Origin of the sequence: Roseovarius litorisediminis (genome assembly GCF_900172295.1) — a bacterium.
In the GTDB taxonomy this organism is placed as follows: domain Bacteria; phylum Pseudomonadota; class Alphaproteobacteria; order Rhodobacterales; family Rhodobacteraceae; genus Roseovarius; species Roseovarius litorisediminis.
On sequence record NZ_FWFL01000004.1, the window covers coordinates 217,657 to 235,457 of the forward strand.

Here is a 17,801-nt window from a genome sequence, read left to right on the forward strand (position 1 = left end):
AATAGTTTAACATTAAACAATGCCGCCAGAGGGAGAGATCATGACCGATAGCCAAAAGGATAATCTGCGCCAGGCGGCCCTGCAATATCACGAGTTCCCCAAGCCCGGAAAACTGGAAATCCGCGCAACCAAGCCGTTGGCCAACGGCCGCGATCTGGCGCGTGCTTATTCCCCCGGCGTCGCCGAGGCCTGCCTTGAGATCAAAGAAGACCCCGCCAATGCCAGCCGGTACACCGCGCGTGCCAATCTGGTTGCCGTTGTCACCAACGGCACCGCCGTGCTGGGGCTTGGAAACATCGGCGCCCTGGCAAGCAAACCGGTGATGGAAGGCAAGGCCGTTCTATTCAAAAAATTCGCCAATATCGACTGTTTCGATATCGAGGTGAACGAAAGCGACCCTGAAAAACTGGCCGATATCGTCTGTGCGTTAGAGCCGACCTTTGGCGCGATCAACCTAGAAGATATCAAGGCACCTGACTGTTTCATCGTCGAAAAACTGTGCCGCGAACGGATGAACATCCCGGTTTTCCATGACGATCAGCATGGCACTGCCATCGTTGTCGGGGCCGCTGCCACCAACGCCCTGCATGTGGCAGGCAAGAAATTCGAAGACATCAAAATCGCTTCGACGGGCGGTGGGGCGGCAGGTATCGCCTGTCTGAACATGCTGCTGAAACTGGGCGTGAAACGCGAAAATATCTGGCTGTGTGATATTCACGGACTGGTCTACAAAGGCCGGGTTGAGGATATGAACCCTCAAAAAGCCGCCTTTGCCCAGGACAGTGACAAACGCACACTGGACGACGTGATCGAAGGCGCCGATCTGTTTCTTGGCCTGTCAGGCCCCAAGGTGCTCAAACCTGAACACGTCGCGAAAATGGCCAAACGTCCGATCATTTTTGCATTGGCCAACCCCACCCCCGAGATCATGCCAAACGAAGCGCGCGAAGTGGCACCGGATGCTATCATCGCCACTGGCCGCAGCGATTTCCCCAATCAGGTCAATAACGTTCTGTGCTTTCCATTCATCTTTCGGGGGGCGCTGGATGTGGGTGCATCCGAAATCAACGATGCCATGCAGATTGCCTGTGTCGAAGGTATCGCCGCCCTCGCCCGCGCCACAACCAGTGCAGAAGCGGCCGCCGCCTATCGTGGCGAACAACTGACCTTTGGTGCCGATTATCTGATCCCCAAACCGTTTGACCCAAGGCTTTCCGGCATCGTATCCACCACCGTGGCGCGCGCGGCAATGGACACTGGCGTGGCCGCACGTCCGATTGACGACCTCACGGCCTATAAGGCAAAACTTGACGCCAGCGTTTACAAATCAGCGCTGTTGATGCGCCCTGTCTTTCAGGCCGCCGCACAGGTTTCGCGGCGCATCGTTTTTGCCGAAGGCGAAGATGAGCGCGTGCTGCGCGCCGCACAGGCGATCCTTGAGGAAACCAGCGAACAGCCCATCCTGATCGGCCGCCCGACTGTAATTGAACAACGCTGCGAAAGGTTGGGCCTTGATATCCGGCCCGAGCGCGACTTCAACATCGTCAATCCCGAAGACGATCCGCGCTACCGCGATTACTGGGGCAGCTATCATGAAATCATGAAGCGCCGCGGGGTCACCCCTGATCTGGCCAAGGCTGTCATGCGCACCAACACCACCGCCATCGGCGCGGTCATGGTCCACCGAGACGAGGCCGACAGCCTGATCTGCGGCACGTTCGGCGAATACCGCTGGCATCTCAACTATGTCACGCAGGTGCTGAGTGATGCCGAACATCATCCCCATGGTGCGTTATCGCTGATTATCCTGGAAGACGGGCCTTTGTTCATCGCAGACACGCATGTACGCCCCTTCCCGGACCCCGAGTATCTGGCTGAAACTGCAATCGGGGCCGCCCGCCACGTGCGTCGTTTTGGGGTTACCCCCAACGTCGCCTTCTGTTCGCAATCGCAATTCGGAAATCAGGGCGAAGATTCGGGCAAGCGCCTGCGCGAAGCCATCTCCCTGCTGGATCAAAAGGAACGTGATTTTTGCTATGAAGGCGAAATGAATGTCGATGCAGCGCTTGACCCGGAATTGCGCGCGCGGCTTTTGCCGGACAACCGGATGGAGGGGTCAGCCAATGTTCTGATCTTTTCCAACGCTGACGCGGCTTCTGCGTCGCGCAACATTCTTAAAATGAAGGCCAGTGGGCTTGAGGTCGGACCAATTCTTATGGGCATGGGCAATCGCGCACATATCGTTACTCCGTCGATCACCGCGCGCGGCTTGCTGAATATGGCCGCTATCGCAGGCACGCCGGTGGCGCATTACGGCTAGCCGCAGGTCCACTCAGATTCGCGGGATTTGCAGATTTATATTTGCAGATTTGCAAAACAATCTTTCTGCGCTGCGTATTCGCATAAAAATTACGGCTTTGCAAAAATTTGCAGGCCTACTAGCCTGATAAATGCAAATTTTATGCGGTAATCTGACACGCCTAACACCAACTCTATTGCCCGGACGTTCAGCGGCCCGTAACACATCTTTAACGGATCGGAGGAGAATACCATGGGATACAAAGAGGTCTATGACAGCTGGAAACAGGACCCCGAGGGGTTCTGGATGCAAGCCGCCAACGCAATCGACTGGGATGAGAAACCCACCAAGGCGCTGTTTGACGAAAACGCGCCTATGTACGAATGGTTCTGCGACGGCAAGGTCAACACCTGCTACAACGCCGTCGACCGCCATGTCGAGGCCGGCAATGGGGCCCGCACCGCGATCATCTACGACAGCCCGATCACCGATACCAAACACAAGATCAGCTATGCCGAGCTGCAAACCCGCGTCGCATCGCTGGCCGGTGCCCTGCGCGCCAAGGGCGTTGAAAAAGGCGACCGCGTTGTCATCTACATGCCGATGATCCCCGAGGCGCTTGAGGCGATGCTGGCCTGCTCCCGTCTTGGGGCAATCCACTCGGTCGTGTTCGGCGGGTTCGCCGCGAATGAGCTGGCCGTCCGCCTTGATGACGCCCAGCCAAAGGCGATCATCGCCGCCTCCTGCGGGCTCGAACCGGGCCGCGTTGTGCATTACAAACCGCTGGTCGAAGGCGCTATTGAACTGGCCAGACACAAGCCCGAGTTCTGCGTGATTTTCCAGCGCGAACAAGAAGTTGCCAAACTGAAAGACGGCTTTGATTTCGACTGGCACGGGTTTCAGGCGGGTGTTGAGCCTGCCGGCTGTGTCCCGGTCGAGGGCAATCACCCCGCCTATATCCTTTATACGTCAGGCACCACCGGCGCGCCCAAAGGTGTTGTTCGCCCCACTGGCGGCCACCTGGTGGCGCTGAACTGGACGATGAAGAACATCTACAACGTGGATCCCGGCGATGTATTCTGGGCCGCCTCGGATGTGGGCTGGGTCGTTGGCCATTCCTATATCTGCTACGGGCCGCTTATCCACGGCAACACCACCATTGTGTTCGAAGGCAAACCCATCGGCACGCCTGATGCGGGTACTTTCTGGCGCATCATCGAAGAACATAAAGTCAAAAGCTTCTTCACCGCCCCCACCGCCTTTCGCGCGGTCAAGCGTGAGGATCCCAAAGGCGAATACCTCAAGAAATATGACCTCAGCGGCCTGAATGCGATCTACCTTGCTGGTGAACGCGCCGATCCCGATACCATCGAATGGACCCAGGCGATGACCGGCAAACCGGTCTATGATCACTGGTGGCAGACCGAAACCGGCTATACCATCGCCGGTAACCCGGTGGGGATCGAGGCGCTGCCGGTCAAAATCGGCTCTCCCACCGTGCCGATGCCGGGCTATGATATCCACATCCTGGACGACGCCGGCCACGAGCTGCCCGCTGGTGAGCTGGGCGCGATTGCCGTCAAACTCCCGCTGCCCCCCGGCACCCTGCCCACACTGTGGAATGCCGGGGACCGGTTCCACAAATCCTACCTCAACACATTCCCCGGCTATTACGAGACCGGTGATGCCGGGATGATCGACAAGGATGGCTATATCTGGATCATGGCCCGCACCGATGACGTGATCAACGTTGCCGGCCACCGCCTGTCCACCGGCGGAATGGAAGAGGTTCTGGCCTCTCACCCCGATGTGGCCGAATGCGCCGTCATCGGGGTCACCGATCAGCTCAAGGGGCAACTGCCTGTCGGCTTTGTCTGCCTCACCAAAGGCGTTAACCGACCGCATGATGAGATCGCCAAGGAATGCGTCAAGCTTGTCCGTGACAAAATCGGCCCGGTCGCCGCGTTCAAACTTGCGCTGGTGGTCGATCGGCTGCCCAAGACCCGCTCGGGTAAAATCCTGAGGGCGATCATGGTGAAAATCGCCGACGGGACCGAATATAAAATGCCCGCCACCATTGATGACCCGGCCATTCTGGACGAGATAAAAGAAGCCCTTCAAAGCATCGGCTACGCGAAATAAAAAAAGGCCCCGGCACAAAACCGGGGCCTTTTTGGCCTTTGCGGGCCAGAAGACAAAGGGAAGGCTGCCTGGCGCAGCGCACTCACGGACGCTTCGCCAGACAGCCAAGCCGGTCTTTCACTTACGCCTCCTCTGGAGGTAGACGAAAGTGTCATCTCGGCACGCTTCAGCCACTCAGGAAAATAGATTAGTATCGGGAAAAGGTATTTGAACTACCAACCAACTGAAGCGCAAGATCACTATGTCAGCCATTCTTAGCCACTGCTGTGATTCACATCACACTCCGCCGAAAAAAGGTGCAATTTTTTGACCAATTCCCATCAGGCTCTGCCCCATGTCGAATGATGGCAACATTCCCGGCGGCCTGGGCGACCGGTTTCAACAGCTTCTTGCCGACCACGGTCGCCAGGTTAAAATCGCTGCTGGCAAAACGATTTTTTCAACCGGCGACGGAGATGACACTGTCATGCTGATCGAACAGGGCCGTGTGGAAATCAGCCGTACCTCGACCTCCGGGCGTCGGTCAATCCTGACCCACCTTGGTCCTGGCGAAATTGTGGGGGAACTGGCGGTGTTCGACAGGGCACCACGCAGCGCGGATGCAGTTGCCACCACGGTGGTCAAGGGCAAGGTCATGAACCGCGCAACCGTCATGACGTTGTTAAAGGAAAACCCCGAGGCTGCGATCAACGTAATCGATGTTCTGTGCCGTCGGCTACGCCAGACATCGGCAACCTATACGGCGTATTTTACCTCTGACGGGCAATCCCGGCTGGCCCTTGTTCTGCTACGGCTCTTCGAAAAATGGGGCACTCAGGCCGAGCCAGACACGATAGAGCTGACGCAGGTATTTTCGCAGTCTGATTTGGGTGATCTTGCGGGGCTGACGCGAGAAAGCGTCAATCGGCTGATCCGTGATTGGGAAAACGAGGGTGTTCTGAAACGTCAGAGCCAGCGGTTGATCCTGCTCAAACCCAAAACGCTTGCGGCGTTCGCCCAAAAAGATGACTGACACCTGCAGGGTGGCCAGATCTGCGCGCGTCAACGGTCAGACGAACTGCTCGCGCAGCAGGCGCTCTTCCAGACCATGACCGGGGTCAAACAGGATGTGGTGTTCGATGCTGGGCTCTGACTGAATCTCGACCCAAAGCACATTTTCAACCCAGCGGCTGTCGGCGTCCGCCATGACGGGGCGTTTTTCGGGATCTAACACGTCAAACCGCACCTTGGCGGTTTTGGGTAACAGCGCCCCCTGCCAGCGACGCGGCCGAAAAGCCGCCATCGCCGTCAGCGCCAGAACATCCGAGCCGATGGGAAGGATTGGCCCATGCGCGCTGTAGTTATAAGCGGTTGAGCCTGCGGGGGTGGCCACCAGCGCCCCATCGCAAACCAGCTCTTCCAACCGCAAACGACCGTCTATTGTAATCTTCAGCTTGGCGGCTTGCGGACCCGCACGCAGCAATGAAACCTCGTTGATTGCCAAAGCTTTGTGTATTTTGCCGTCGATGGATTCTGCTTTCATTGACAAAGGGTTGATGACTTCTTCTACCGCCATATCCAGCCGTTCAAGCAGATCAGATTCACTGTACTCGTTCATCAGAAAGCCAACCGTGCCCCGATTCATACCATAGACCGGCGCACGCAAGCCTTGCGTGCGATGAAGCGTGTGCAGCATGAAACCGTCCCCCCCCAGGGCGACGATCACATCCGCTTCATCTTCGGGCACATCGCCGAAACGCGACGCTAGCGCCGCTCGCGCAGTCTGCGCCGAAGGCACATCGCTTGCCACAAAGGCGATTCTCTTGGCCATTCTGTCCGGTCCTGTTTCCAAAGCGCGTCTTGCGGTTCCGATCGAACCACAAGTTGACGCGCCTTACCAGCCGTGACGGTCCTGCAAGCGGATTTGTCGCTTTAAAGTCTTTCGCCCAAGGCGTGTTTCCGATAGGAAATCTGCAAAACGCAACCCCTGACGGAGTACATTCTCATGTCTGATTCCGGTTTCTTCACCGAATCCCTCTCTTCCCGCGACCCAGAGCTTTATGGCGCCATCAAATCCGAGCTGGGCCGCCAGCGTGATGAGATCGAGCTGATTGCATCCGAAAACATCGTCTCAGCGGCGGTGATGGAAGCGCAGGGCAGCGTCATGACCAACAAATATGCCGAAGGTTATCCCGGCCGTCGCTACTATGGCGGCTGCCAATACGTAGACGTGGCTGAAAACCTGGCAATAGAACGTGCAAAGCAGCTGTTTGGCTGTGAATTTGCCAACGTTCAGCCGAACTCGGGCAGCCAGGCAAACCAGGGTGTGTTTCAGGCGCTGCTGAAACCGGGTGATACCATTCTGGGCATGAACCTGGCGTCGGGTGGTCACCTGACCCATGGCGCGGCCCCCAACCAGTCAGGCAAGTGGTTCAACGCCGTCCAATATGGTGTGCGCAAGCAAGATAACCTGATTGACTATGATCAGATCGAAGAACTGGCCAAAGAACATAATCCCAAGATGATCATCGCCGGTGGCTCGGCCATTCCGCGTGTGATCGATTTTGCCCGCATGCGCGAAATCGCGGATATGGTTGGTGCCTATCTGCATGTCGACATGGCGCATTTTGCAGGCCTCGTTGCCGCAGGCGAGCATCCCTCGCCCTTCCCGCATGCCCATGTTGCGACCACCACCACCCACAAAACCCTGCGCGGACCGCGTGGCGGCATGATCGTCACCAACGATGAAGACATCGCCAAAAAGGTTAATTCAGCCATCTTCCCCGGTATCCAGGGCGGCCCACTGATGCATGTAATCGCAGCCAAGGCCGTGGCTTTCGGCGAGGCGCTGCGCCCCGAATTCAAGACATATATTCAACAGGTCAAGGCCAACGCAAACGCGCTTGCGGATCAGCTGATCAAGGGTGGTCTGGATATCGTCACCGGCGGCACCGACACCCATGTTATGCTGGTTGATCTTCGCCCCAAGAAAGTGACCGGTAACATTACCGATGCTGCTTTGGGCCGTGCCCATATCACGACCAACAAAAACGGCATCCCGTTTGACCCGGAAAAACCCACCGTTACCTCGGGCATCCGTCTGGGCACACCGGCCGGCACCACCCGCGGTTTTGGCGAGGCCGAATTCCGTCAGATCGCAGACTGGATTGTCGAAGTGATTGATGGGCTGGCCGCCAATGGCGCTGACGGCAACGAGGCGGTCGAGGCCAAGGTGCGCGGTGAAGTCGCCGAAATGTGCGCGCGTTTCCCGCTTTATCCAAACCTCTGATCACTCAGTAAAAAAAGAAACCCCGCGCGGCTTTGTCGCGCGGGGTTTTTGTTTCCACATCAATATGTTATCAGATTATTCCCTGCCAGCGCAGCAGTCCATACACGGCAACCATCAACAATATCAGGTTAAACACCAATCCGCCCAGTATGCCCAGTAAAGCGCCTTTGAGGCGGTCGGCGCGGTCGATGGTGTCTAGATAAGCCCCCAAATGTGAAAAAGCGCGGTCGACCTGTTCCGCGTCGGTCAGGCGAGCCAATTTCGGATGCGCCATCTTTGATTGCGCTTCGGTTATGACTTTCCCGGCCTGGTGCAGGCGCTTGGGCAAGCGTCGCCCGGCACGGCGCAGACGGGCCTCAAGATTTCTGCCCCGGACGCCCAATTTGGCGCGAAGCTGCGCTTCCAGCTGCTCTACTCTGGAATTAAACCGTTCTGTATCAGTCACTTGGATTTCCTCCGCCGGACAGATTAGCGCGAAAGACCCCATGCCTCAATAGGTCTGGCCCTTAACGCTGGCAGGCGATATTCAAAGGGCATGTTAAGCATGATTGAACACGGCACACGCACCGACAAACCCGGATTGCTCATCGCTCACGGGCTGTATGGCTCGGCCCGGAACTGGGGCGTTATAGCGAAACGGCTGTCGGATGAAAGACAGGTGGTTGCCATCGACAACCGCAACCACGGCTCAAGCCCCTGGGAGGAAACGCATTCTTACGAGGATCTGGCCGGGGATCTGGCCATGGCCCTGGAACGGCTTGACGGCCCTTTTGATGTGCTGGGCCATTCCATGGGGGGCAAGGCATCCATGGTTCTGGCCCTGACCCGGCCTGAACTGGTCAATCGCCTGATTGTGGCCGATATTGCGCCAGTTACTTATAGCCATAGCCAGATACAGTATATCAAGGCGATGAAGGCCATTGATCTGAGCGGTATCGAAAGGCGCGCAGATGCGGCCCCGCTGCTGGAGCCCCATATCGACGACCGACAACTTATTTCCTTTTTTCTTCAATCCCTTGACGTAAAAAACCGGCGCTGGACCTTAAACCTGGACGTGCTGGAAAAGGACATGGCCTACATCATGGGCTTCCCAGATATTTCAAGCAGTTACGACGGCAAAACGCTGTTTCTGTCCGGCGCAAATTCAGACTATGTCAAACGCGAATACCGTCCCCATATCAAGGAATTGTTCCCCAAAGCGCAGTTCCTGAAAATTCCTGGTGCCGGCCATTGGCTGCATGCTGAAAAACCACGTGAGTTTGAGGCCGCAGTTCGCGCATGGCTGGGCTGAGAAGGTATGGTCTGCGCAAACCGGGGACGGCATTTGTAAAAAATTCCGGCTTTTCCGAAAGCTGGTACAATCGCGGCGGCTATTGGCTTTCCAGCAGCTTGCGCGTCAGCGCATAGGTGACCGGAAACGCCGCAACAAACCCGACGGCAGCCGCGATCAAAATCGGCGTCACGGCATCATGGCCCATGAGCAACGCCGCGATGATTGCAGACCCCGCCAGAGTTGATCCGATGAACAGGTGTAAAATGAAACCAAGCTGTAGCAAGGCAACCTCCGATGTCTGGCGCATTCTTGCCGCCCCGGATAAAGGAAGCCGTCAACGCATGCTTTGATCTGGGTCAGGCGTTGCCTTGCCTCAGGTAAAGATCGCGAAAAGCTCGGCCACGCCGATCAACGCCATCAATCCTGACGATATCATCTTGAGCATTGGGATGTTGCGGGCCTTGACGCCCTTGCCATATGCAGATTGCGCCATGTCGTCATCCATGTCTTCGGCCAGGTTAATCACATCGTCCAGCGCTGTTCCCCCGGCCAGAATGGCATAAGCTGTTACGGCGACCACTAACATGGTCAACGGGGCAGAATAGCCATCTGGCCCCAACTGGATAATGGCCGCAAGCCCGGTAAATGTGAAAATCGACGTGCGCATGATCTCGTAATAGTTGTTGATGCGGCCCTGCACGATTGTCTGGCGAAATTCCGGTGTCATTGTCGGTCCCTCCTCTGGCCGGTTGATCCGGCTATCCGAAGTCTAGCACAGAATGCGGTCGCTGGCACACGGGGGCGCATGGAAAAACAACAACAGGGCTCACTCCCCATTGCGGGGTAATGCAATGCACCTTTTACTACCTGCAAGGCCGCGATATATCCGGGCAACGATCCAATCAGGAGAACACATCATGCGAATCGTGACATTTGGCCTGATCGCCTGCCTGACCCTTGCAGGGTGCGAAACCATTCAAGGTGCAGGCAAGGACATCCAGAAAGCCGGTGAGGTTCTGGAAGGCGCGGTTAACTAAAGCGTTTCGGCTTATTGGTGCCTCACAACAATAAGGCGGAACGCCCGGACCATACCGATGGTGTGGGCCTTTTTTTTTAAGATCAAGCTTCGGATCAACTTGATCTCGTAACGCCCTAGCCCTGCCCCGCTGTCAGAACGGGACACCTGCAAGTCCGTTTAATTCAAACCAAGAATCGCCTTGGCCTTGGCCAGCGTGTCCACCGCACCCTGGTGATCACCTGCCTTGTGCAGAGCTTCACCGTCGGCGCGCAGGGTTTTCACCTCGCTCAGCTCCGCTTCGGAAATGGCTGTGCCCGCCTCAAGCGCCGCGTCGATGTCTTTCATATCGGCAGGGCAGTGAAAGGCGAAAGCAGGGGCTGCTAAAAGACAAAAGGCAGCGGCAATGGGAAAACGTTTCATGGGTGAGTCCTCCATATGGATACCCCGCATGATAGCACGGATAGGCCTTGGTTTCGTCAAACGAATTGGGAATTCACGAGGGGTGGCGATCAGCCGCTCAGACCCACCCACACGCCTCAGCGCTTTTTCACGAACTCGGTCAGGATGACAATACGCTGGCCTTCAACCCGGCCTTCAATATGGGCGGGGTTATCCTGCACCAGCGATATACGATGCACGGCTGTGCCGCGTTTGGCGGTGAAGTTTGCGCCCTTGACCGGCAAATCCTTGATCAGCACCACCGTATCCCCCGCCGCAAGTGGCACGCCATTGCTGTCTTTGTGATCGCTGGCCCGGGGAATGTTGTCGACCCAGGCGCGCATGTCGTCATCCAGCCAAAGCTGATCGGACAAATCCCGGGCCCAGTCGTGATCGGAAAGCCGCGCCAGCATCCGGGCGGCCAGCACCTGGGTGGGCGCATCTTCGGACCACATCGAAGAAGACAGGCAGCGCCAGTGATTGGGGTCCGGCGTGCCGATAATCTGGGCATCGCAAACCTGGCAGATCTGCGCCTCGGCACCAGCGGGGCCGCCGGGGACGGGATGGGCGACAAGGGGGTCATCGGCGGCGCAGAGGGTACAGGGCATATTGGGAATCCGGATGTTGTTTGTTCCGTTCTATAGGCAAGGTTTGCCGGAAATGACAGGGGCAGAGGGTCGCGCCTGGGCGATGGCCGCAACATTTGCCAAAATGCATCAGATGTTGTGAATTCTTTGCCTGTCCACGCGACATATAGTTGATTTGAACCTCAGCCGGGTGTATTCATGCCCGCACAGGTGCATAGACGCGGTAAGCATCCAACTGACGGCGGGGCCGGTTTGCTGAAAGGTAAACGGGCCCCGTTTGCATTTGGGGCGGTAAAATCTGGGGAAGGCAGAATAGGAAAAGGCGCCAGGTGCGCAGACGCGGTCTTTGCATTGTGGCCAAAGCCACACCCTGACGCCTTACTGAACCACGTACCCCGAAGGGCCCCCGGATCAGCCGCTCGGGCTCCGAAGAGCCTTCGCTGTCACATCCATACCCGAAGGCGGTTTGTGACCCGCTCAAACCCGTAAGCTACTGGCAGATGCGGGACATTCCGAAGAACAACCACGATCTGGCCGATAACCCACAAACCTTTGCAATCCGCCGCAAACCCGAAGGCCCGCTGCCAACCGCGCCGGTCCCGAGGGGCCTTTGCGTAACGCGCGGGTTCATAAGAACCGTTGCGATGGGTTCAGATTTGCCGATGGATCCGAGTCGCGCAAGAAAATAGCACTGCAGCATTGAAATTTCTTGGGGATAACCCGTTGGATTTACTGGGGAAATCCCTGTGGATAAGTCGAAATTTCGCTGTAATCCGGCTGGGTTGGCGGGGGATAAGCGGCGATTTAACGCGCGGGGGGTGTGACAGGCAAAATGCTGCAGTTGCAAAAGCTTTGCGGCGGCATTCAGATGTGTTAGCGGCTGTGTGCCTATGCTATCGGACAGGCAGATTGATTTTAATTCCCGTGGGAGAGCGGACATGAAACTGAAACTCTGGATCTTTCTGGCGATGGCCAGCAGCAGCGTCACCCTGTCCGCCTGCGCCCCGGTTGTGATCGCAGGCATCGGCGCGGGTGCGGTCGTGGTGGCCGACAAGGCCGCGGAAGAGAAAAAAGGCGGCGACGGGTTGTTCTGAGGACGGGCCTTTCAGTGAACCGCCGCGCCCGAACCGAGAGGCAGGAAACGAAGCGCCCGCGTCACGCCACAGGCGTACCTCTGGCATGACGCGGGCGGTTCGGGCGCTGCCCAATCGGAGATTGGGCATTTTTCTACAACTAGATTTCGTATGTAGGCGGACCGACAACGGCTATCCAAATATCAAATAGATCGAAGTCAATTCCAAGTACTCTGCAAAGCATTAAAACAATTAACGCCAAACCAGCAGAGAAACCAGTCGCTACCGTAAAAAAGAAAACAAAGAGCCAGATTCTCTGAAGCCGCATTAGACCAAGATTAATTTTACTTTCTTTTTCAACAATAGCCGCAATCTTATCCTCCGTGTTTTCAAACTCCGCCAGATAGATTCCAGTGAGTTTTCTCATTGCGAAAGCGTTGTGAAAAGAAACCGATAGCGTCCAAAAAATGAACACGAGCAGCGATGAGCCAAGAAGTAGAGCTATTAGCGCAGTGTCCCAACTATGCAGCCTATCTGAAACAAAATTCCAAATCGCAAAAAAACCAGCGTAACCGAAAGTAATAACAATGTTATTGTAGTTTGCGGCCTTGTCGAACAATTGGGCCTGGAATGTTATAAAGCGCTGTTCAATGTTTTCTTGACGATCATCTTCTATTGATTTCTGAATATCGTATGAGTTGATCCAAAGCTGACGATCATGAATGCGTCCGGCAATACGTTCGTCAGAAATATCCCTAGCCATTCGCTCAAGGCCAAGACTCCTGATGTACTCTACAAGGGCATTAACTCTACGGTCGTCTTCCGCCCTTTCGTCATCTGAGTGCATTACTTTCGGCCTCCTATGCTGCAAGCATTCGGGTACGAAGTACCGCTAATTCAACGCTTTCGCTCACCCACCCACACAACCTAGCAGGGGTAAGGTTTCCATTGGCTTTGCCAATCGCTTACCCGCACCGTCGTTCATAATCGCCAAAAATGGCCAGCTTAGCTGTCCATTTTCAACGCGCTTATGAAAGCTTCCTGAGGGATATCCACTTTCCCGAACTGGCGCATCTTTTTCTTACCCTTCTTCTGCTTTTCCAGCAGTTTCTTTTTCCGGGTCGCGTCACCGCCATAACATTTGGCCGTTACGTCTTTGCGCATGGCCGACAGGGTTTCGCGGGCAATCACCTTGCCGCCAATGGCCGCCTGAATCGGGATTTTGAACATGTGGCGGGGGATCAGATCCTTGAGTTTCTCAACCATCGCCCTGCCCCGCGCCTCGGCCCGGTCGCGGTGCACCATCATCGACAGGGCATCGACGGGTTCGTCATTCACCAGAATGGACATCTTGACCAGATTGTCCTGCCGGTAGTCGGTCAGCTGATAGTCAAAGCTGGCATAGCCCTTGGTGACCGACTTAAGACGGTCGTAGAAATCAAACACCACCTCGTTCAAAGGAAGGTCATAGACCACCATCGCGCGGGTGCCGGCATAGGTCAGATCCATCTGGATACCGCGCCGGTCCTGACACAGCTTGAGCACGTCACCAAGGTATTCGTCAGGCACAAGGATGGTCGCCTTGATCCGCGGCTCCTCAAGGTGGTCGACAATGCTGAGATCGGGCATGTCGGCGGGGTTGTGCAGCTCTTCCATGGAGCCGTCGCGCAGGTGAATGTGATAGACGACGCTGGGCGCGGTGGTGATCAGATCGATATCATATTCACGCTCGATCCGGTCGCGGATGACCTCAAGGTGCAAGAGGCCCAGAAAGCCGCAGCGAAAACCAAAGCCAAGCGCCGCGCTGGTTTCCATTTCGTAAGAGAAGGACGCGTCGTTGAGGGCAAGTTTCTCGATGGCATCACGCAGGTCCTCAAACTCGGCTGAATCCACCGGGAACAGGCCACAGAAAACCACCGGCTGGCTGGGGTTGAAGCCCGGCAATGCCTTGTCGGTGCCACCCTTTTCATGGGTGATCGTATCGCCCACACGTGTATCGCGGACCTGCTTGATCGACGCGGTAAGAAAACCGATTTCGCCCGGGCCCAGTTCGGGAATGTCCTCTCGCTGGGGTTTGAACACGCCGATGCGGTCGACATGGTGGGTCGAGTTGTTCGACATCATGCGGATGCGGTCGCCCTTTTTCAGAACACCGTCCATGATGCGGACCAGAACGATCACGCCAAGATAGGCGTCATACCAGCTATCGACCAGCATCGCCTTGAGCGGCGCATCGCGGGTGCCGGTGGGGGGCGGCAGGTGCTGCACGATTGCCTCAAGCGTTTCATGGATGCCGACGCCGGTTTTGGCGGACACCCGGATGGCACCGCTGGCGTCAATGCCGATCACATCTTCAATCTGTTCGGCCACGCGGTCACACTCAGACGCGGGCAGGTCGATCTTGTTGAGGATCGGCACGATTTCATGGTTGGCGTCGATCGCCTGATAGACGTTGGCCAGTGTCTGCGCCTCGACCCCCTGGGTGCTGTCCACGACCAGAAGGCTGCCCTCGACCGCGCGCATGGAGCGGCTGACCTCATAGGCAAAATCGACATGGCCGGGGGTGTCGATCAGGTTCAGCACATATTGTTCGCCATTGTCTGCCGTGTAGTCGATGCGCACGGTGTTGGCCTTGATGGTGATGCCACGTTCACGTTCGATATCCATGGCATCCAGCATCTGCTCTTTCATGTCCCGGTCCTTGACGGTTCCGGTGGACTGAATAAGCCGGTCAGCCAGCGTGGATTTCCCGTGATCGATATGCGCCACGATCGAGAAATTGCGGATATGTGCGAGGTCTGTCATGGATTGGGATATGTATGGGATTTGGGGCTTGGTCAAGGTGGCTTGAATGGTTCTTGGGCGTAGATATGATTAACCGGATGGCTTCTTGGCGAATTGATTTTTTTCTTTTGGATGACGATGAATTTAAGAACTGGCTGAATGAACAGCCTCAGGAAGTTTCGGTGACTATCGCCTCCCGCGCGGCATTGCGGGTTTTTTCCCTCTGTCATGCATGTCCAAAGCAAAAGTGACAAGGCTCTTGCGCTTGCACTCTTGACGGCAAGCCGATGGATTGGGAGCTTCAGCGGCGGGTGGCGTTGATTGACGATGCGATCTGGGAGGCCGGGCCAAAGGCAGTGGCCGAAGAGATTGAGCGGATCAGGGCACGGTATGACGTAGAAGTTGCGCTGCTGAATTTAGCTGCCGAGAAAGATGCCGTTCTGCAGACCCGCCTTGGTATCGGCGGAAACAACCCGCCGGAAGCCATCGACGAGGCGTCTGTCATTGAACACCATATTACCCTGATCTGGCCGGGGTGGACGACCTGACCAAAGAAATTGAGACCGAGACACCGGACAAGAGGAAGGTCTAAGCGGCATTGGCGATGATTGAAAGTGGGCTGGCGGCCTGCCTCAAATGGTGCGCCAGAAAAGGCGACCTTGTGGTCGATACACTTATCAAATGGGGTATTCCGGCGGTTGGTGGTGGGTATTTGGCTCTCAACCCCGACAAAGTGAGCGCGCTTATCGAAGCCGTTGAAGCCTGGCTGCCGTTTTTCTGAATGATAGTGGGGCATGAGGGTCGCGACCGATCCTGGGTGGGCGCGTCGATACGGTCTGGTTTTCCGATGCCTGCAAAAAAAAGCCGATTCGTCCAAGAGGGATGCGACGCCGTAAATGCGCCCTCCCGGGGGGAGGGTCGGGCGCGGCCCGGGCTTGCAGCCCGCCCCAATGGCACACGCCCACAAGCCCAAAGTGCGGGCCTGAAACCCGAGCGGCTTGATTTGGACGCCCCATGGAACGTTGGCAGCTTTCCGCCCGTGACGCTCCGGTCAATATTCGGCTGACGCGAAAATCTGTGCTACACTCGCCGCATTATCAAAAGACATTCAGGAGCTACCAAAATGCCATTGACCGGTTACATGAAAATTCCCGATATCGCAGGCGAAAGCAAGCGGGCCGATCACGAGGACGAGATTGATTTCCACGGGATCGACTGGGATGTCGCACGCGACAGCAGTCAACTGATCGGGCGTGGCCGACGGCGCAGCCGGGCCGTTGCCTCACCCGTGGAGGTGCTGAAATTTTACGATGCAAGCTCGCCCTATCTGGCGCTGGCGGTGGCGCAGGGAAAATCCTTTGATGAAATCGTGCTGTCCGTGCGCAAGGATAGTGGCGATGCCCATCTGGATTATCTGGTGATCACGCTGACCAATTGTATGATCAGCGGATATCAGATGACCAATCAGGGACTGGAAGACCCGCAGGAGCAGATCGGGGAACGGGTGGAGATCGAATTCGAGAAGATCAACATCAAGTATACCGTGCAGGCCGATGACCACTCTGCCGGGGACGAACATGAGATTGAATATGACATCGCGGCAGGGGCCTGACGCCCGCGCCCGCAGACAGGCTCGCTGATGTGCATCAACAATTTCCGCTATCTGATGGCGGTTGAAGAGGACAAACCTCCCGGCACGCCCTATCGCGGGCCGGTAGAGCAGCTGTTGATCCGTCTTGTGGCCAGCCTGCGGCGGGCCTGAACCGGATCATTCCAGATCGGGTGTATAAGCCGACCCCCATGTATGCAAAGCACCCATAACCGGTGAAAGCGCCCTGCCCGCTTCGGTCAGGTGATATTCGGCGCGCGGTGGGTTGCTGGAATATTGGTGGCGCTCAATGATTCCGGCCTTTTCCAGTTTCTGCAGACGTCCTGACAAGGTGTTGGGCGACACTTTCAGCACGTCTTGCAAATCCTGAAACCGGCGGGGCCCTTCCAGGAAAAATTCGCGCAGTATCAGGATCGACCACTGATCCCCCATTGCATTGGTGGCCCGCAGGACCGGGCAATTCTTACGGCTGTCTTTTTTCATGGCGTCAATATAGGGACTGAATTCAAAAACTGAATTGACTTCTTTATTCGTAGTCTCTATTTTTTTCGTAGCTTTAAAAGGAGTCACCCATGCTGCATGTTTTCTTCACCGGCTATGTCCATTTCTTTTCAATTTTGCTGCCGGCAATGGCGCTTGCCATCATCACCATTGGCGCCACGCGCGCAGGCCTTGCCCCTGCCCGGACAGGGCGCGCTTTGATCCTGCCTGCTCTGCTGGTATCGCTGTGGTTCGCATTTGCCATGTACCTGTCAGAACGCGATTTTTTCAACGTGCCCGCCACTCTCGGCAATCCGCCCTATGTGCTGATATCTTTGTTTGGCGGCGCCTTTATCCTTTGGGCGCTGGCATGCATGACGCCGACCGGACGGCAGATCATGGAACATACCAGCCCCGGCCTGATCGCTGCCTATCAGATCCCGCGCGTAATGGGCGCCGTATTTCTGGCGGGTTGGGCGGCAGGGGTAATCCCCTGGCAATTCGCCCTGCCTGCCGGTCTTGGCGACATCGCAGCAGGGATCGCGGGTTACCGCGCGTGGAAGGCCTGTAAACAAGGTGATCCTGACGCACACCGGAAAATCGCGCAGTCCAACATGATCGGCATTCTGGATTTTGCGGTCGCCGTTGTGACTGGCATCCTGACGTCAGAGGGTTTTGCCCACCTCCTGTCACCAGACCTGCCCAACATCATCAACCTGCATCCGCTTGCAATGTTCCCGGGCTTCTTCGTGCCGATGTTTCTGGGGTTCCACCTGATCTCGATCACTCAGCTACGATGGGCAAACTCCAGATTGCCTGTCACTGGCTGA

At 56.5% G+C, this 17,801-nt stretch carries 21 protein-coding genes; 12 read left to right on the top strand and 9 right to left on the bottom strand.

Annotated elements, in window-relative coordinates:
• The first annotated feature begins 40 nt into the window (after positions 1-40).
• The 3 genes from PEL8287_RS09520 (at position 41) to PEL8287_RS09530 (ending at position 5,453) form a co-directional block, all read left to right on the top strand.
• Positions 41-2,320 (top strand): NADP-dependent malic enzyme, encoded by a 2,280-nt coding sequence (locus PEL8287_RS09520; RefSeq protein ID WP_085892146.1) that lies wholly within the window; start codon positions 41-43, stop codon positions 2,318-2,320.
• A 231-nt stretch (positions 2,321-2,551) separates the two neighbouring features.
• Positions 2,552-4,441: a propionate-CoA ligase PrpE gene (gene prpE / locus PEL8287_RS09525; protein ID WP_085892147.1), complete on the top strand. Its 1,890-nt coding sequence runs from the start codon at positions 2,552-2,554 to the stop codon at positions 4,439-4,441.
• Between the two features lie 334 nt (positions 4,442-4,775).
• On the top strand, positions 4,776-5,453 hold the full coding sequence (locus PEL8287_RS09530; RefSeq protein ID WP_085892148.1) for a Crp/Fnr family transcriptional regulator: 678 nt from the start codon (positions 4,776-4,778) through the stop codon (positions 5,451-5,453).
• A 36-nt stretch (positions 5,454-5,489) separates the two neighbouring features.
• Here the strand turns inward: PEL8287_RS09530 and PEL8287_RS09535 are convergent, their stop codons facing one another.
• Positions 5,490-6,251 carry an NAD kinase gene (locus PEL8287_RS09535; protein ID WP_085892149.1) on the bottom strand — a complete coding sequence of 254 codons (762 nt, stop codon included), beginning with the start codon at positions 6,249-6,251 and terminating at the stop codon, positions 5,490-5,492.
• Positions 6,252-6,425: 174 nt separating this feature from the next.
• Between PEL8287_RS09535 and glyA the strand changes: the two genes are divergently transcribed.
• Positions 6,426-7,709: a serine hydroxymethyltransferase gene (gene glyA, locus PEL8287_RS09540; protein ID WP_085892150.1), complete on the top strand. Its 1,284-nt coding sequence runs from the start codon at positions 6,426-6,428 to the stop codon at positions 7,707-7,709.
• Positions 7,710-7,779: 70 nt separating this feature from the next.
• Here glyA and PEL8287_RS09545 read toward each other — a convergent pair whose 3' ends face one another.
• Positions 7,780-8,154, bottom strand: coding sequence for a hypothetical protein (locus PEL8287_RS09545; protein WP_085892328.1), 375 nt, complete (start codon positions 8,152-8,154; stop codon positions 7,780-7,782).
• Between the two features lie 90 nt (positions 8,155-8,244).
• Here PEL8287_RS09545 and PEL8287_RS09550 point away from each other — a divergent pair, with 90 nt between their 5' ends.
• A complete protein-coding gene (locus PEL8287_RS09550; protein WP_085892151.1) occupies positions 8,245-9,000 on the top strand; it encodes an alpha/beta fold hydrolase in 756 nt (251 codons plus the stop codon).
• A gap of 79 nt (positions 9,001-9,079) precedes the next feature.
• On the opposite strand, the gene PEL8287_RS09555 is transcribed toward PEL8287_RS09550, so the two are convergent.
• On the bottom strand, positions 9,080-9,289 hold the full coding sequence (locus PEL8287_RS09555; protein WP_306372182.1) for a CTP synthetase: 210 nt from the start codon (positions 9,287-9,289) through the stop codon (positions 9,080-9,082).
• A gap of 66 nt (positions 9,290-9,355) precedes the next feature.
• Positions 9,356-9,709, bottom strand: a complete 354-nt coding sequence (locus PEL8287_RS09560; protein ID WP_085892152.1) for a hypothetical protein — start codon at positions 9,707-9,709, stop codon at positions 9,356-9,358.
• Between the two features lie 190 nt (positions 9,710-9,899).
• On the opposite strand from PEL8287_RS09560, the gene PEL8287_RS19760 reads away from it, so the two are divergent.
• A complete protein-coding gene (locus tag PEL8287_RS19760) occupies positions 9,900-10,019 on the top strand; it encodes an entericidin A/B family lipoprotein (RefSeq protein WP_139837757.1) in 120 nt (39 codons plus the stop codon).
• A gap of 158 nt (positions 10,020-10,177) precedes the next feature.
• Here the strand turns inward: PEL8287_RS19760 and PEL8287_RS09570 are convergent, their stop codons facing one another.
• Together PEL8287_RS09570 and PEL8287_RS09575 are read right to left on the bottom strand one after the other, a co-directional pair.
• On the bottom strand, positions 10,178-10,420 hold the full coding sequence (locus tag PEL8287_RS09570) for a PA2433 domain-containing protein (protein WP_085892154.1): 243 nt from the start codon (positions 10,418-10,420) through the stop codon (positions 10,178-10,180).
• 116 nt (positions 10,421-10,536) lie between these two features.
• Complete coding sequence (locus PEL8287_RS09575) at positions 10,537-11,046, bottom strand: PhnA domain-containing protein (protein WP_085892155.1); 510 nt, start codon at positions 11,044-11,046, stop codon at positions 10,537-10,539.
• Between the two features lie 917 nt (positions 11,047-11,963).
• Here PEL8287_RS09575 and PEL8287_RS20000 point away from each other — a divergent pair.
• Positions 11,964-12,119: a hypothetical protein gene (locus PEL8287_RS20000; RefSeq protein WP_176228606.1), complete on the top strand. Its 156-nt coding sequence runs from the start codon at positions 11,964-11,966 to the stop codon at positions 12,117-12,119.
• A gap of 139 nt (positions 12,120-12,258) precedes the next feature.
• Here the strand turns inward: PEL8287_RS20000 and PEL8287_RS09585 are convergent, their stop codons facing one another.
• Together PEL8287_RS09585 and lepA are read right to left on the bottom strand one after the other, a co-directional pair.
• Complete coding sequence (locus PEL8287_RS09585; protein ID WP_085892157.1) at positions 12,259-12,945, bottom strand: hypothetical protein; 687 nt, start codon at positions 12,943-12,945, stop codon at positions 12,259-12,261.
• Between the two features lie 158 nt (positions 12,946-13,103).
• Positions 13,104-14,903: a translation elongation factor 4 gene (gene lepA / locus PEL8287_RS09590; protein WP_085892158.1), complete on the bottom strand. Its 1,800-nt coding sequence runs from the start codon at positions 14,901-14,903 to the stop codon at positions 13,104-13,106.
• Between the two features lie 266 nt (positions 14,904-15,169).
• On the opposite strand from lepA, the gene PEL8287_RS09600 reads away from it, so the two are divergent.
• The 4 genes from PEL8287_RS09600 to PEL8287_RS20455 all read left to right on the top strand — a co-directional run bounded on the left by PEL8287_RS09600 (position 15,170) and on the right by PEL8287_RS20455 (position 16,644).
• Positions 15,170-15,430, top strand: a complete 261-nt coding sequence (locus PEL8287_RS09600; RefSeq protein ID WP_085892160.1) for a hypothetical protein — start codon at positions 15,170-15,172, stop codon at positions 15,428-15,430.
• 50 nt (positions 15,431-15,480) lie between these two features.
• On the top strand, positions 15,481-15,663 hold the full coding sequence (locus tag PEL8287_RS19765; RefSeq protein WP_139837758.1) for a hypothetical protein: 183 nt from the start codon (positions 15,481-15,483) through the stop codon (positions 15,661-15,663).
• A gap of 342 nt (positions 15,664-16,005) precedes the next feature.
• Positions 16,006-16,494 carry an Hcp family type VI secretion system effector gene (locus PEL8287_RS09605; RefSeq protein WP_085892161.1) on the top strand — a complete coding sequence of 163 codons (489 nt, stop codon included), beginning with the start codon at positions 16,006-16,008 and terminating at the stop codon, positions 16,492-16,494.
• Between the two features lie 27 nt (positions 16,495-16,521).
• Positions 16,522-16,644 carry a hypothetical protein gene (locus tag PEL8287_RS20455; RefSeq protein WP_268877807.1) on the top strand — a complete coding sequence of 41 codons (123 nt, stop codon included), beginning with the start codon at positions 16,522-16,524 and terminating at the stop codon, positions 16,642-16,644.
• 6 nt (positions 16,645-16,650) lie between these two features.
• Here the strand turns inward: PEL8287_RS20455 and PEL8287_RS09610 are convergent, their stop codons facing one another.
• Positions 16,651-16,974 (bottom strand): winged helix-turn-helix transcriptional regulator, encoded by a 324-nt coding sequence (locus tag PEL8287_RS09610; RefSeq protein ID WP_085892330.1) that lies wholly within the window; start codon positions 16,972-16,974, stop codon positions 16,651-16,653.
• An 89-nt stretch (positions 16,975-17,063) separates the two neighbouring features.
• Here PEL8287_RS09610 and PEL8287_RS09615 point away from each other — a divergent pair, with 89 nt between their 5' ends.
• Entirely contained in the window at positions 17,064-17,801 is a 738-nt protein-coding gene (locus tag PEL8287_RS09615) for a DUF8737 domain-containing protein (protein ID WP_085892162.1), read from the top strand.

Bases quoted from the DNA above. Each gene is read 5' to 3' on its own strand.
- PEL8287_RS09570 (WP_085892154.1), bottom strand. From the start codon at position 10,420: ATGAAACGTTTTCCCATTGCCGCTGCCTTTTGTCTTTTAGCAGCCCCT.
- PEL8287_RS09605 (WP_085892161.1), top strand. From the start codon at position 16,006: ATGCCATTGACCGGTTACATGAAAATTCCCGATATCGCAGGCGAAAGC.
- PEL8287_RS09610 (WP_085892330.1), bottom strand. From the start codon at position 16,974: ATGAAAAAAGACAGCCGTAAGAATTGCCCGGTCCTGCGGGCCACCAAT.
- PEL8287_RS09535 (WP_085892149.1), bottom strand. From the start codon at position 6,251: ATGGCCAAGAGAATCGCCTTTGTGGCAAGCGATGTGCCTTCGGCGCAG.
- PEL8287_RS09550 (WP_085892151.1), top strand. From the start codon at position 8,245: ATGTTAAGCATGATTGAACACGGCACACGCACCGACAAACCCGGATTG.
- PEL8287_RS09520 (WP_085892146.1), top strand. From the start codon at position 41: ATGACCGATAGCCAAAAGGATAATCTGCGCCAGGCGGCCCTGCAATAT.
- PEL8287_RS09575 (WP_085892155.1), bottom strand. From the start codon at position 11,046: ATGCCCTGTACCCTCTGCGCCGCCGATGACCCCCTTGTCGCCCATCCC.
- PEL8287_RS19760 (WP_139837757.1), top strand. From the start codon at position 9,900: ATGCGAATCGTGACATTTGGCCTGATCGCCTGCCTGACCCTTGCAGGG.
- PEL8287_RS09585 (WP_085892157.1), bottom strand. From the start codon at position 12,945: ATGCACTCAGATGACGAAAGGGCGGAAGACGACCGTAGAGTTAATGCC.
- PEL8287_RS20000 (WP_176228606.1), top strand. From the start codon at position 11,964: ATGAAACTGAAACTCTGGATCTTTCTGGCGATGGCCAGCAGCAGCGTC.
- PEL8287_RS09530 (WP_085892148.1), top strand. From the start codon at position 4,776: ATGTCGAATGATGGCAACATTCCCGGCGGCCTGGGCGACCGGTTTCAA.
- PEL8287_RS09555 (WP_306372182.1), bottom strand. From the start codon at position 9,289: ATGCGCCAGACATCGGAGGTTGCCTTGCTACAGCTTGGTTTCATTTTA.
- lepA (WP_085892158.1), bottom strand. From the start codon at position 14,903: ATGACAGACCTCGCACATATCCGCAATTTCTCGATCGTGGCGCATATC.
- PEL8287_RS09600 (WP_085892160.1), top strand. From the start codon at position 15,170: ATGGATTGGGAGCTTCAGCGGCGGGTGGCGTTGATTGACGATGCGATC.
- prpE (WP_085892147.1), top strand. From the start codon at position 2,552: ATGGGATACAAAGAGGTCTATGACAGCTGGAAACAGGACCCCGAGGGG.
- glyA (WP_085892150.1), top strand. From the start codon at position 6,426: ATGTCTGATTCCGGTTTCTTCACCGAATCCCTCTCTTCCCGCGACCCA.
- PEL8287_RS09615 (WP_085892162.1), top strand. From the start codon at position 17,064: ATGCTGCATGTTTTCTTCACCGGCTATGTCCATTTCTTTTCAATTTTG.
- PEL8287_RS20455 (WP_268877807.1), top strand. From the start codon at position 16,522: ATGTGCATCAACAATTTCCGCTATCTGATGGCGGTTGAAGAGGACAAA.
- PEL8287_RS09560 (WP_085892152.1), bottom strand. From the start codon at position 9,709: ATGACACCGGAATTTCGCCAGACAATCGTGCAGGGCCGCATCAACAAC.